Below are 14194 nucleotides of genomic sequence, written 5' to 3' on the forward strand. Positions count from 1 at the left end.
TAAAGAGGTGATTTTAAATGGCTAATTATAGAGGCGGAAGAATAAACGAAGAAGTAAGAAGAGAAGTAAGCGTAATTATAAGAGATGAGATAAAGGATCCAAGAATGACTGCTATGGTGTCTATTACATCAGTCAAAGTAAGTAAGGATTTAAGATATGCAAAGGTATTTGTAAGTATATTTGGAAAAAATGAAGAAGAAAAAAATGAAACCTTTGCTGCATTAAAGAGTGCAAGTGGATATGTAAGAAGAGAAGTAGGTCAAAGAATGAATTTAAGAAATACTCCTCAAATAATATTTGAATTAGACGATTCTATAAGTTACAGTATGAAAATAGAAGAACTTATAGATAAAACTAAGGATAAATAATGAATACATTACTTGATATTAGTAGACTAATATTAAAAAGTAATAAAATAGGCATTACCTATCATGTATCACCAGATGGTGATGCGGTAGGTAGTGCACTTGCACTATTAAATGGATTAAAATATCTAAATAAAGATGCTTATTTAATTTCAAAGGACATAATATCAGATAATCTTCAGTTTTTGAAATCTGCTAAGGAAGCTAATGGATTGGTTAAAGAGCCCACTGATAATACGGATATGGTTATCGTTTTAGATTGTGGTAATTTCGAACGTATATCAGCTGAGCTTAATAATTTTAAGGGAATTTTGATAAATATAGATCATCATCTTTCAAATGATAAGTATGGAAATTATAATTATGTTGATACAAATGCAGCAGCTACAGCTGAAATAGTATTTGAATTATTAGAAATACTAGGTATAAGCTTTAATTCTAAAAATAATGATTTTTATGATATAGGAACTTGTTTATACACTTCACTAGTAACAGATACAGGTGGATTTAGACATTCAAATGTAACTTCTAGAACTCATAGAATAGCATCGATATTAAAAGAAATTGGAGTAGATAATACTTTTATACATCAAAGTCTGTTTGATAACAATAGTTTTGAAAAAATTAGATTAATTGGTAAAGCTATTAATAATATGGAACTTTTATTTGACAAGAAAGTTGCTTTAATTAAAATACCTAAATCGTATGCTGAAGAATTAGGTATAGAAATTGGAGATACATCAGATATTATCTCTTTTGGATTACAAATTAAGGGAGTAGAGGTTTCGGTTTTAGTTAAAGAAACTGACAGTGGAGCTAAGGCAAGTTTAAGATCTAAAAATGATTTTGATGTTAGAAAAATAGCAGAAAAATTAGGTGGTGGTGGCCATTCTAAAGCTGCTGGTATAACATTAACTGGTATAAGTTTAGAAGAAGCTAAGTTCAAAATTTTGGAAGAGATTGAGAAAGAGTTGTTGTAATGGATGGAGTAATTAATATTTTTAAAAATACTGGTATGACATCATTTGATGTAGTAAGAATGGTTAAAAAGGCTACAGGTACAAAGAAGGTTGGACATACAGGCACATTAGATCCAGAAGCTTCTGGGGTTCTTCCAGTTTGTATAGGAAAAGGAACAAAGATTATAGATTATATAATGAAATGTGATAAAGTTTACGAAGTAGAATTTAAACTTGGAATTAAAACTACAACTTACGATTTAGAAGGCGATATAATCGAAGAAAAAGATCCATCTAATCTATCTAATGAAAAAATATTATCCGCAATTAATTCTTTTATAGGAGAATATAATCAGATTCCACCTATGTATTCAGCTTTAAAACAAAATGGTGTAAGACTATATGAACTTGCTAGGCAAGGAATTGAAGTTGAAAGAGAAGCAAGACTTATAAATATAATTAATATAGAAAATATTAAAATAAACAATCCGTATGTGAGTATGAAGGTAGTATGTTCTAAAGGAACTTATATAAGAAGTCTTTGTTATGATATAGGTAGCTATTTAGGAGTTGGAGCAGCAATGACAAAATTAAAAAGAACTAAGACTTCTAAATTTACTGAGGAAGAATCGGTTAATATAAATGATATTAATCCAGAAAACATAAAAGATTTTCTAATAAGTATAGAAGATGCTTTGGATACTTATGATAAATTAATTGTTAAAAATAAGTATTCTAAACTTCTAATTAATGGAGTTAGAGTTTTTGATAAAAGATTTACAAATGAACTTTTCGAATTGGAAAAACTATATAGAGTATATGATGAAGACGGAATATTTATAGGGCTTGGAAAGAGTAATCATCAAGGCTTTAAGATAGAAAAATTGTTAATTAATTAGGGGTGCTGATATGATAGTAATAGATGATATTATTATGGACAATAAGGAAAGTGGAAACTATGTTGCATTAGGTAGCTTTGATGGTCTTCATTGTGGTCACCTATCCCTTGTAAGAAAAACAGTCCAAGTTGCTAGAGAAAATAGTGGGAAAAGCATGGTGTTTACTTATAAAAATCATCCTAAAACGATAGTTAAGCCTGATAGTGTACCAAAACTAATTATGGATTTAGATACAAAACTTGAATATTTAGAAGAAGAAAATGTTGATATAGTAGTACTTAGAAGTTTTACAAAAGAATTTATGTCGATGGAAGCTGAAAATTTCATTAGATTACTATGTGAAGATTATAACGTAAAGGGCATAGTAGTAGGATTTAACTTTAGATTTGGACATAAAAATTTAGGTGATGTTGAATTGTTAAAGAATCTTCAAAGTAAGTATGGATATGAATTATATATTATAGATCCATGTACATATAAGGGAGAAGCAATAAGTAGCACAAGAATAAGAAATTGCATATTAGAAGGTGATGTAAAAGAAGCTATTAATATGCTATCTAAACCTTTTTCAATAAAAGGAAAAGTTATTCATGGCAAGCATCTAGGAAGAACGATAGGAGTGCCTACAGCAAACTTAGAATTTGATGATAAAATGATTATTCCAAGTAAAGGTGTATATTATACTAATGTAAAGTATAAGGATAAAGTTTTTAAAGGTCTTACTTCTGTAGGGAATAATCCTACTGTAAATGGGAAAGAATTAACTATAGAGACTTTTATTCTAAATTTTGATGAAATGATTTATGGAGAAGAAATCCAAGTATATTTTGTTGAAAGAATAAGAGGAGAAATAAAATTTGACTCATTAGATGAACTTGTTGAACAAATCAAAAAAGATGAAGATTTTGTCAAAAATAAAGGAATAATAATATAATTATTATAAATTTACAATTTACAATAATAATAGGATTTGTTATAATATCAAGGAAGAACCTAAACCTAAGATATGAGGGTGCTAGCTCACTTCTTGGATATAGGGGATAATTATACGGAGGTGCGAGTAATGGACGCAATAAGAAAGCAAGAAATTATTAAAGAACATGGAAGACATGAAGGAGATACTGGTTCACCAGAAGTGCAAATAGCATTATTAACAGAAAGAATTAATTCTTTAACTGATCACTTAAAGATGCACAAGAAAGACCACCACTCAAGAAGAGGTCTTTTAATGATGGTTGGTAGAAGAAGAGGTCTTTTAAACTACTTAGCTGAACAAGATATCGAAAGATACAGAGCTATAATCAAAAAATTAGGCTTAAGAAGATAGTTTTTAGAGCGGTTTTTAAGCCGCTCTATTATTTTAACATTTTAAAATGATAAATAACGAGCCTTGAAGGGAGGTTACAAAATGAACAATGTAATGAAAACAACCATAGCAGGTAGAGAGCTTAAATTAGAGTTTGGTAAGATAGGTATGTTATCAAACGTAGCATCTTTTATTAGTTATGGGGATACAGTTATTTTAACTAACGTAAACGCTTCAGAGAAACCAAGAGAGGGGATAGACTTTTTCCCATTAAGTGTTGAATATGAAGAAAGACTATATTCTGTTGGAAAAATTCCGGGTGGATTTGTGAAAAGAGAGGGTAGACCTTCAGAAAATGCTATATTATTTGGAAGAGCAGTAGATAGACCTCTAAGGCCTTTATTTCCAAAGGGATATAGAAATGATGTGCAAGTAGTTTGTACAGTAGTATCAGTTGAAAAAGATAATTTACCAGAAATTCTAGCTATTAATGCTGCCTCATTATCTTTATGCTTATCAAGTATTCCTTTTACAACTCCTGTTGCAGCTGTGCAAGTAGGACTAATCGATGGAAATTTCATTTTAAATCCAACATCTAAAGAAAGAGAAGAAAGCATTCTTCAATTAACTGTTTGTGCAACTAATGAAAGAGTTATGATGATTGAAGCTGGTGGGGACGAAATACCAGAAGATGTAATGCTTAACGCTATTAAGTTTGGTTTTGATAGTTGTCAGGATATAATTAAATTCCAAGAAGAAGCTATGGCTAAATTTGGTAAAGAAAAGTTAGTTCCAGAGTTATATAAGCCTAGTGAAGAATTAGAAACAGAAATTAAAGAATTTGCTAGCGATATGATAAAAGAAGCTATGTGGATAACAGATAAGGATGAGAGAAATGCTGCTATGGACGAAGTTAATGAAAAAGTTTATGCAGAATTTGAAGAAAAGTATGCTGATACCATAGGTGATGCTAAGGAAATAATATACAACTTACAAAAAGAAGTTGTAAGAGATATGCTTTTAAATCATCATAGAAGACCAGATGAAAGAGCATTTGATCAAGTTAGACCAATATCTTGTGAGGTAGGAATTTTACCAAGAACTCATGGAACTGGATTATTTACAAGAGGGTTAACTCAAGTTATGACTGTTGCTACTTTAGGAGCAGTTGGTGATATTCAAATAATCGATGGTATTGGTGAAGCAGAATCAAAAAGATATATGCATCACTACAATTTCCCAGCATACTCAGTTGGTGAAGTTAGACCTTTAAGAGGACCAGGAAGAAGAGAAATTGGTCATGGTGCTTTAGCTGAAAGAGCATTAGAACCATTAATACCTTCAGAAGAAGAATTCCCATACACTATAAGATTAGTTTCAGAAGTGTTAAGTTCTAATGGATCTACATCTCAAGCATCTGTATGTGGAAGTACTTTAGCTTTATTAGATGCTGGTGTTCCATTAAAGAGACCTGCCGCAGGAATAGCTATGGGATTAATAACTTCAGAGGATCTTTCAAGAGAAGAAGTATTAACAGATATACAAGGTATTGAAGATTTCTTTGCAGATATGGACTTTAAGGTTGCTGGTACTGTAGAAGGTATTACATCAATTCAAGTAGATACTAAGATTAAAGGGTTAAGCTTTAAGGTAATTGAAGATGCAATAATAGGAGCTAGAAAAGCTAGGTTAGAAATTTTAGAAAAGATTACATCTTGTATTCCAGAAGCTAGACAAGAAGTTTCTGAGTATGCACCTAAGACATCTATAATAACTGTAGATACAGAAAAAATAAGAGATATAATAGGAACTGGTGGTAAGGTAATTAATAAAATTATTGAAGAAACTGGTGTTAAAATAGACATAAAAGAAGATGGAACAGTATTTGTATCTTCACCAGATCATGATGGAGTGAAAAAAGCAATTTCTATTATTGAAGGCATTACTAAAGAAGTCAAGGCTGGAGAAGTTTATTTAGGTAAGGTTACTAAAATCACTACTTTTGGTGCTTTTGTAGAAATTCTTCCAAACAAAGAAGGACTATGCCATATCTCTAAATTAGATAAGGCAAGAGTTAATAAGGTAGAAGATGTTGTTTCAGTAGGAGACGAAATATTAGTTAAGGTAACTGAAATAGATAATCAAGGAAGAATTAATCTTTCAAGAAAAGATGCTTTAATAGATAATTCAGAGGAAGAAAAAACAGAATAATAAAATGTTAGTAAAGGGCAATTTATTGCCTTTTTTTCTTTATATGATAAAATTTAAAATATAATTACATAAGTAAGGATTAAATTAGAATAATATTAGTATAAACGATATTAAGATTAAAAGGAGAGAATATGTATAATATTTATAAACTAAAAAATGGATTAAGAGTAGTTACCGAATATATAGAACACGTTAATTCAATAAGTGTTGGGGTTATGGTTCAAAATGGTTCTAGAAATGAAGATGTATCGGTTAATGGAATTTCACATTTTATTGAACATATGTTTTTTAAGGGGACAGAAAAAAGAAATTCTAAAGAAATAGTTCAAGAAATAGAAAATGTTGGTGGTCAGATAAACGCATATACTAGTAAGGAAGCTACTTGCTATTATATAAAGGCATTAAATACACATTTAGATCTATCTATAGAAATACTAGCAGATATGCTTATAAATTCAAAGTTCGATGATGAAGAGATATTAAAGGAGCAGGGAGTCGTAATCGAAGAAATTAATATGAGTGAGGACCAACCTGAAGATGTATTAGACAATAATCAATCTAAAGCTATATTTGGAAATAATTCATTATCATATCCTATATTAGGAAGTATTGAAAATATAAAATCTTTTAATAGTAGTAAAATTAAAAAATTTGTAAGATCTCATTATGCACCACATAATTCAGTAATATCTGTTTGTGGAAAATTTGATGAAAAAGAATTATTAAAAATTCTTGAAGAAAACTTTGGTAGCTGGGAAGGGGATAATGATTATATTCCTACTTATGAAAAACCAATTTTATTAAATGAAAGTAAATATACGAATAAACAAATTGAACAGGTTCATATAAACTTAGCATTAAAAGGATTACCATATGCTCATGAAAAAGCTTATTCTCTAGTATTGCTTAATAATATTTTTGGAGGAGGAGCATCTTCAATTCTATTCCAAAAAGTCAGAGAAGAGCTAGGACTTTGCTATACTATATATTCATATGGACATCCATATTTAGGTGTTGGGATAAATAACATTTATACAGGTGTAAGTAAGCAATCTGCAGAAAAAGCTTTAGATGTTATAAACAAAGAACTTAAGAAATTTGCTAAGGAAGGCATATCTAATGATATGCTTGAAATAAATAAAGAAAAGATTAAAGCTAATTATATCTTAGGTCTTGAAAGCACTTCATCAAGAATGTTTTCAAATGCCAAAAATATGTTGTTACAAAATAAAATTAGAACTCAAGAAGAAGTCATAAAAAAAATTAACAATATAAATAATGATGACATAAATTATGTATTAGATACATGCTTTAAACCAGGGATAATAAGTTCAGCTTATGTAGGTCAAGATATAGATTATGAAAAACTAAATCAAATTATAGAACCTAACATAAAAGCTTATGATAATTCTATTAAGGAAGAGATTTTAAGAGTTTAAATTGTAAGTAATAAATTAAATATTTCTATCATATGATTTACATAAGATGGTATGGAGGTGTTCTTATGTTTAAAGGTGATAGAAAAAAAGAAAGCTTTTATGAAGAAGAAGTAAAAAGAGAATCAAAATATAGGTTATTAAGCGATTTGGAAAGATATGAAATTTTTAATACAGAAGAAGCAGAAAAATATGATACTCAAGAATCATTAGATTTCGTTATTGATGAAAATGGTAATTTACAATTTATAGTTGCTGCTGTTGCTGGAAGTAAGTTTGGATTTTTTGGTAGCAGGGAGTATGTAGAAATTCCGTGGAACTGCATTACAAAGATAGGGACTAATGTAATTGTAGTTTCTGCCGATAAAGAAAAAATTAAAAGGGCAAGAGCATAAACTTAGGGAGGTTATTGCTTGAGAATAATTATACAAAAGTTTGGAGGAACTTCAGTTTCTACAGAGGATAGAAGAAACAAGGTGGTTTCTAAAGTTAAGAATGCCTTAGAAAAAGGCTATTCTCCTGTTTTAGTAGTATCAGCAATGGGTAGAAAAGGAGAAGCTTACGCTACAGATACCCTATTATCCTTAGTAGATAATAATTTTAAAAAAAATAACCTACAAGCTTTAGATTTGCTTATGTGCTGTGGAGAAATGATAAGTACTGTTGTAATGAGCAATGTATTAATAAATTCTGGCATAGAAGCAGTTCCACTTACTGGTGGTCAGGCAGGTATCATAACTAATGAAGAGTTTTCTAATGCTGAATTAATTTGCACAAATGTTGAAAATATTTTAAGTGTAATAAAATTAGGTAAAGTTCCAATTGTGGCAGGATTCCAAGGAATCACAAGAGAAGGGTATTTTACTACTTTAGGTAGAGGTGGAAGTGATACATCTGCATGTATATTAGGAGAAGCATTAAGTGCTGAAAAGATAGAAATATATACAGATGTAGATGGAATAATGACTGCAGATCCTAGAATTGTAAAAGATGCTACTTTGATTCCTGCAATAAGCTATAATGAAATTTTTCAATTAGCAGATCAAGGAGCTAAGATTATACATCCTAGAGCAGTTGATTGTGCAAGAAAAGCTAATATACCTATATTAATTAAAAATACTATGAATAATTGTAATGGAACTTTAATTAATAATAAAGGGAATTTAAATAGTAATAAAATATTATCAGGTATAACTCATTTAAATAATAGAACTCAAGTAACGGTTAGACTAAAAGATAATAAAGATAATGATAATTATAGATATTTATTGGATATACTTGCTAAGAGTGAAATAAGTTTAGATTTAATTAATATTTTTCCTACTGAGCAAATATTCACAATTGATTCTAGTAGAAAAGAAGTACTTCAAAAAGTTTTAAATGAAATTAACATTCGTTATGAGTTTACAGATAACTGTAGTACTATAGCGATAGTCGGGATTGGAATGAGAGGAGTTCCGGGAATAATGGCTAAAATAATGAATGCTTTAGTGGAAAATTCTATAGAAATTCTTCAAACAGCCGATTCTAATATGACTATCTGGTGTTTAATAAAATCAGAATATGTAGATAGAGCTTTGAATTTACTTCATAATGCATTTAATTTAGGTGAATAAAATAAAATCCTCTTGTACAAAATATTAATGTACAGGAGGATTTTGTTATGTTTGAAGATTATAAGAAGTTAAAGAACGAAAATGATGATATAGAAGAAGAAAAACTTAAAGAGGCCAAAGAAAGAAGAGAAGAAATTGTAGAGTTTGGTAATGCAAATGGTACAGCTCAAGATGAAAGTATTCAAATATTACCTATAATTGGCCAGATTGAAGGACATCAAGTTTTACCGGCACAAACTAAATCAACTAAATATGAACATGTAATTCCACAACTAATTTCTATGGAGAGAAATGATAAAGTGAAGGGAGTTTTAATAATTTTAAATACTGTTGGAGGAGATGTTGAAGCAGGACTTGCAATAGCTGAAATGATAAATTCTTTATCAAAGCCTACAGTTTCAATTGTTATTGGTGGAGGGCATTCAATTGGAGTACCACTAGCAACTTCATCAAGTTATTCATTTATTACCCCATCTGCCACAATGATAGTTCATCCAATTAGAATGAATGGATTTGTAATTGGAGTAGCACAAACTTTTAATTACTTCCAAAAAATGCAGGAAAGAATAGATAACTTTATAGTAAGAACCTCAAAAATAAATAAAGCAGAATTAAAGGAAATGATGTTAAAGTCTGATGAATTACTTAATGATATGGGAACTATTTTAATAGGAAATCAAGCGGTGGAATGTGGACTTATAGATGAAGAAGGTGGAATAAAGGATGCACTATGTAAGTTAAGGGAATTAATCGAAGAAAAAGAAAATGAGAAGGAATAATAACTTTATACATAAAAAACATATATTATAATCATTGATTAAGCAATTTAAGTAATAGAAGCTTTATTTAAATTGCTTTTTTTTTTATTATGTTTATAATAATATTATGTAAAGAATTGACATACAAAAAGTGGGAAAATGGCGAGGTGATTTTGTGTCTAGAAGTAAAGTAAAAAAGAATAGCAGTAAAAAAGACACGAGTAAGAAAAAGAATAATAAAGATAACGGAGATATTAAAGGTGTAATATATATAGCAGTAGGTATATTGTTATCAATTGCTGTATATACAAAGTGGGCAGGAGCATTATCTACAATATCTAGAGAAGTGATTTATAAAATGATAGGAGTTAGTGCTTTTATTCTTCCATTATATTTAATATATTTTGGATTTTGTATTATTGTTTCAAAAGGAAATATAAAAATATCAAGAAGAGTTTTTGGATTGACGTTAATCATCATTTCAATTACATTAGGTTGTGCAACAGGGAGTATTCATATATTAGAAGTTAATGAAGGCTTTTCTGAAACATGGAAATTGATAATAGAAACAGATGGAATTCACGGAGGACTTTTAGGACATATAGTAACTTATCCATTGAGTAAGTTAATTGGATTTATAGGTTCATATATTTTATATTTAGCAATAATAGCAATCGGCATTATCATTATGTCTGATGTTACTCTACATGATATTGCATTATTATTTAAAGACAAATTCAAAAAAGAAATTAAGAATAAACCTAATAAAGTAAATGAAAATAAGAACAAAGAAAGAGTTCCATTAATAGAAGTTGTGCCAAAAGTTGATGAGAAAGAAAGAGAAGAATTTATTAATGGAATAAACAATAAGATAAAGATTTTAGATTTTATGAAAAACTCTTCATTAGAAGATACTATGCTTGAAGCTTCTGTTGATGAGAATAATAAATCAATAGATAACTTAAGAGAAAATAATCAATTTAATATAGAGGTATATAACGACGAGAAACAGGGAAATAATAATCAATATTCGTATGATGAAAAAAATAAGAAAAAAGAAAAATTAGATAATGCAGTTAAGGCAGTAGTAAGTAAAGAAATTGAAGAAAGCCTCACTGTAGAAAAAAAAGAAGAAAGGGTTTATATTCATCCTTCAACAAAATTATTAAATATTAATAGCAAAACAAAATTAAAAAGTGAAGATAAAAAAGAGTTAATAGAGAATGCAGGGAAGTTAGTAGGAATCTTAAATGATTTTGGAGTTGATGCTAAAGTTATACAAGTTACAAAAGGACCATCAGTAACAAGGTTTGAGTTGCAACCAAGTCCAGGAGTTAAAGTATCTAAGATAGTAAATCTCCAAGATGATATAGCATTAGGGCTTGCAGCTAGTGGGGTAAGAATGGAAGCTCCTATTCCAGGAAAGGCAGCAATAGGTATAGAAGTTCCAAATGATAAGCAAACAGCTGTATTTCTAAGAGAAGTTTTAGATTCAGATGAATTTATAAATACAAATAAAAAGTTAGCTTTTGCATTAGGAAAAGATATAGCTGGTAAATGTGTTGTTGGAGATTTAGCGACAATGCCACATATGCTAATTGCAGGGGCAACTGGTTCTGGTAAATCAGTATGTATAAATACATTAATAGTAAGTTTATTATATAAATATAGTCCAAAAGAAGTTAAACTTTTAATGGTTGATCCAAAGGTAGTCGAGCTTAGCGTATATAACGGAATACCACATTTATTAATACCAGTTGTAACTGACCCTAAAAAAGCAGCAGCTGCATTAAATTGGGCTGTAAATGAAATGAATAAAAGATATAAACTTTTTGCAGAAGCAGCTGTAAGAAACATAGAGAGTTATAACGCATTATTTGATAAAGGGTTAATAGAAGAAAAGTTACCATATACAGTAATAATCGTAGATGAGCTTGCAGATTTAATGATGGCGTGCCCGAATGATGTGGAAGATTACATTTGTAGATTAGCTCAAATGGCAAGAGCAGCAGGTATGCATTTAATAATAGCTACTCAAAGGCCTTCTGTAGATGTTATTACAGGAGTAATAAAAGCAAACATTCCATCTAGAATTTCATTTGCTGTTTCTTCAGGAATAGATTCAAGAACAATCTTAGATCAAACTGGAGCTGAAAAGTTACTTGGAAAAGGAGATATGCTTTATTACCCAATAGGTGAAAATAAACCTATAAGAGTTCAAGGAGCATTTATATCTGAAGAAGAAGTGGAAAAAGTAGTAAGCTTTATTAAGAATGAAGAAGAAAATGAATATGAAGAATCAATAATTGAACATATTGAAAATGAAAGCAAAGATAATGGTAAGGTATCAGATAATGATGATGGTGATGAACTTATTAATGAGGCGATAAAAGTAGTTGTAGAATATAATCAGGCATCAACTTCTTTTTTACAAAGAAAACTTAGAATTGGATTTAATAGAGCCTCAAGAATAATGGATGAACTTGAAGAAAGAGGAATAATATCTGAAAAAGATGGAAGTAGACCAAGACAAATATTGGTAAGTAAAGAGCAACTGAATATTCAAGATTAAAAAAACTTGTAAATATTATTTTTCTACATTAAAATAAAACTTAGGTAAAATGAGTAAACTTTAAAACTTAGGAGGAAATAATTTGGAAAAATATAAAGTTGGTATGGTAAGCTTAGGCTGTGATAAAAATAGAGTGGATTCAGAACTTATTTTAGGAACTATTAATAAATTTTATGAAATAACAAATGATCCTAAAGAGGCTGAAATTATAATAGTAAATACATGTGGTTTTATAGAAAGCGCAAAGCAAGAGTCTATAGATACTATACTTGAAATGGCTGAATATAAGAAAAAGTATAAATGTAAAATGTTAATAGCTACTGGATGTTTAACACAAAGATATGGGGAAGAACTTTTAGAGCTAATGCCTGAAATAGATATACTTATGGGTGTTAATGATTATATGAAAATTCATAAGTTAATACTTGATTTTATTAAGGGTGAAAGAAAATTATTTGCTGCAAATTATAGTGATGATAATATTAATGAAGGAATAAGACTACTTACTACAGATAAACATACAGCTTATGTAAGAATAGCAGAAGGGTGTGATAATTACTGCACTTATTGTATAATCCCTAAAATAAGAGGTAAATTTAGAAGTAGAACAAAAGAAGCTATATTAGAAGAAGTTAACATGCTTGCAAGTAATGGAGTTAAAGAAATTATACTTATAGCTCAAGACTTAACTTATTATGGAATGGATATATATAAAGAAAACAAACTACACGAATTAATAAATGAAATTTCAAAAGTAGATGGTGTAGAATGGATTAGACTTCTTTACTGTTATCCTGAAGAGATTACTGATGAGTTAATTGAAGAAGTGGCTAATAATAAAAAGGTAGTAAAATATTTAGATATACCAATCCAACATATAAGCAATAATATTCTAAGAAAAATGGCAAGAAGAACAAATAAAGAGACTATAATTGCTATAATAGAGAAGCTTAGAAAAAGAATTCCAGGTATAGCACTTAGAACTTCATTGATAGTAGGATTTCCTGGTGAAACAGAAGAAGATTTTAATGAGTTATGCGATTTCTTAAAAGATTATAAACTTGAAAATGTTGGAGTATTTAAATATTCTAAAGAAGAGGGAACCCCAGCAGCTAATATGATTGATCAAGTGGATGAAGATATAAAATCACGTAGACAAGAAGCACTAATGATAATTCAAAAAAATATAGTAGAGGACTTAAACAAATTGAAAATATCAAAAGTTTATGATACTATTATAGAAGGTAGAAAAGGAAAATTTTTCATTGGAAGAAGCTCAGAAATGGCACCTGAAATTGATGGAAGTATATTAATTCATAATGCTGAAAATATCAAAAAAGGTGATATAGTGAAGGTACAGATTACAGAGGCTTTAGAGTATGATTTAGTGGGAGAGATATGTGATGAATTTAGCAAATAAGCTAACTATGTTAAGAATATTATTAGTTCCTTTATTTTTGATCTTTATTGCAGTAAAAAATATTCCATATGGAACTTTTATAGCAACATTTATATTTATAATTGCTTCATTAACAGATCAATTAGATGGTTATATAGCAAGAAGTAGAAATCAAGTTACGAACTTTGGTAAGTTTATGGATCCACTTGCTGATAAGCTTTTAGTTACAGCTGCTTTAATATCATTAGTAGAACTGCAAGTTGTTCCAGCATGGGCAACAGTAATTATACTAGCTAGAGAGTTTGCTGTATCTGGGCTTAGGACGATAGCGGCATCTGAAGGTAAGGTAATTGCAGCTAGTATGTGGGGAAAAATTAAAACTGTAACTCAAATAGCTGCTATAATAGCATTATTAATACAAGTTAATATAGGTTCATCGGAATATTTAATGTCATTTATACAAAATAATGATATGTTTAAAGAGATAATAAATTATGGACCAAAAGTATTATTACTTTTAGCAGTAATAATGACTATAGTATCAGGATATGATTATTTTAAAAAGAATATTAACATAATAAATACTAATAGATAGTTTACAATTGTTTAAAATTGGATATAATTAATAAGAGTTCCATCTCCAGTAGTTGGAACTCTTATTACGAAAATATAA

13 protein-coding genes are annotated in these 14194 nt (G+C 29.2%); all 13 read left to right on the top strand.

Annotated elements, in window-relative coordinates; all coding sequences use genetic code 11:
- Positions 1–17: 17 nt before the first annotated feature.
- The 13 genes from rbfA to pgsA all read left to right on the top strand — a co-directional run bounded on the left by rbfA (position 18) and on the right by pgsA (position 14116).
- Positions 18–368, top strand: a complete 351-nt coding sequence (gene rbfA, locus QK892_RS10435; protein WP_317273490.1) for a 30S ribosome-binding factor RbfA — start codon at positions 18–20, stop codon at positions 366–368.
- Positions 368–1345, top strand: a complete 978-nt coding sequence (locus tag QK892_RS10440) for a DHH family phosphoesterase (RefSeq protein WP_317273491.1) — start codon at positions 368–370, stop codon at positions 1343–1345. Before rbfA ends, QK892_RS10440 begins: the two co-directional genes overlap by 1 nt.
- Positions 1345–2223, top strand: coding sequence for a tRNA pseudouridine(55) synthase TruB (gene truB / locus QK892_RS10445; RefSeq protein ID WP_317273492.1), 879 nt, complete (start codon positions 1345–1347; stop codon positions 2221–2223). Before QK892_RS10440 ends, truB begins: the two co-directional genes overlap by 1 nt.
- A gap of 10 nt (positions 2224–2233) precedes the next feature.
- Entirely contained in the window at positions 2234–3157 is a 924-nt protein-coding gene (locus tag QK892_RS10450; RefSeq protein ID WP_317273493.1) for a bifunctional riboflavin kinase/FAD synthetase, read from the top strand.
- Between the two features lie 129 nt (positions 3158–3286).
- On the top strand, positions 3287–3550 hold the full coding sequence (gene rpsO / locus QK892_RS10455) for a 30S ribosomal protein S15 (RefSeq protein ID WP_136004902.1): 264 nt from the start codon (positions 3287–3289) through the stop codon (positions 3548–3550).
- Between the two features lie 81 nt (positions 3551–3631).
- Entirely contained in the window at positions 3632–5740 is a 2109-nt protein-coding gene (locus QK892_RS10460) for a polyribonucleotide nucleotidyltransferase (RefSeq protein ID WP_317273494.1), read from the top strand.
- A gap of 131 nt (positions 5741–5871) precedes the next feature.
- A complete protein-coding gene (locus QK892_RS10465) occupies positions 5872–7179 on the top strand; it encodes a M16 family metallopeptidase (protein ID WP_317273495.1) in 1308 nt (435 codons plus the stop codon).
- A 65-nt stretch (positions 7180–7244) separates the two neighbouring features.
- Entirely contained in the window at positions 7245–7571 is a 327-nt protein-coding gene (locus QK892_RS10470) for a YlmC/YmxH family sporulation protein (RefSeq protein WP_317273496.1), read from the top strand.
- A gap of 18 nt (positions 7572–7589) precedes the next feature.
- Complete coding sequence (dapG, locus tag QK892_RS10475; RefSeq protein ID WP_317273497.1) at positions 7590–8792, top strand: aspartate kinase; 1203 nt, start codon at positions 7590–7592, stop codon at positions 8790–8792.
- A 47-nt stretch (positions 8793–8839) separates the two neighbouring features.
- Positions 8840–9571 (top strand): ClpP family protease, encoded by a 732-nt coding sequence (locus QK892_RS10480; RefSeq protein WP_317273498.1) that lies wholly within the window; start codon positions 8840–8842, stop codon positions 9569–9571.
- A 154-nt stretch (positions 9572–9725) separates the two neighbouring features.
- Positions 9726–12122 (top strand): DNA translocase FtsK, encoded by a 2397-nt coding sequence (locus QK892_RS10485; protein WP_317273499.1) that lies wholly within the window; start codon positions 9726–9728, stop codon positions 12120–12122.
- 82 nt (positions 12123–12204) lie between these two features.
- On the top strand, positions 12205–13542 hold the full coding sequence (gene rimO, locus QK892_RS10490; protein ID WP_317273500.1) for a 30S ribosomal protein S12 methylthiotransferase RimO: 1338 nt from the start codon (positions 12205–12207) through the stop codon (positions 13540–13542).
- Positions 13526–14116: a CDP-diacylglycerol--glycerol-3-phosphate 3-phosphatidyltransferase gene (gene pgsA / locus QK892_RS10495; protein ID WP_317273501.1), complete on the top strand. Its 591-nt coding sequence runs from the start codon at positions 13526–13528 to the stop codon at positions 14114–14116. Before rimO ends, pgsA begins: the two co-directional genes overlap by 17 nt.
- Positions 14117–14194 lie beyond the last annotated feature (78 nt).

The organism is Clostridium lamae, from assembly GCF_033043255.1.
GTDB lineage: Bacteria > Bacillota > Clostridia > Clostridiales > Clostridiaceae > Clostridium > Clostridium lamae.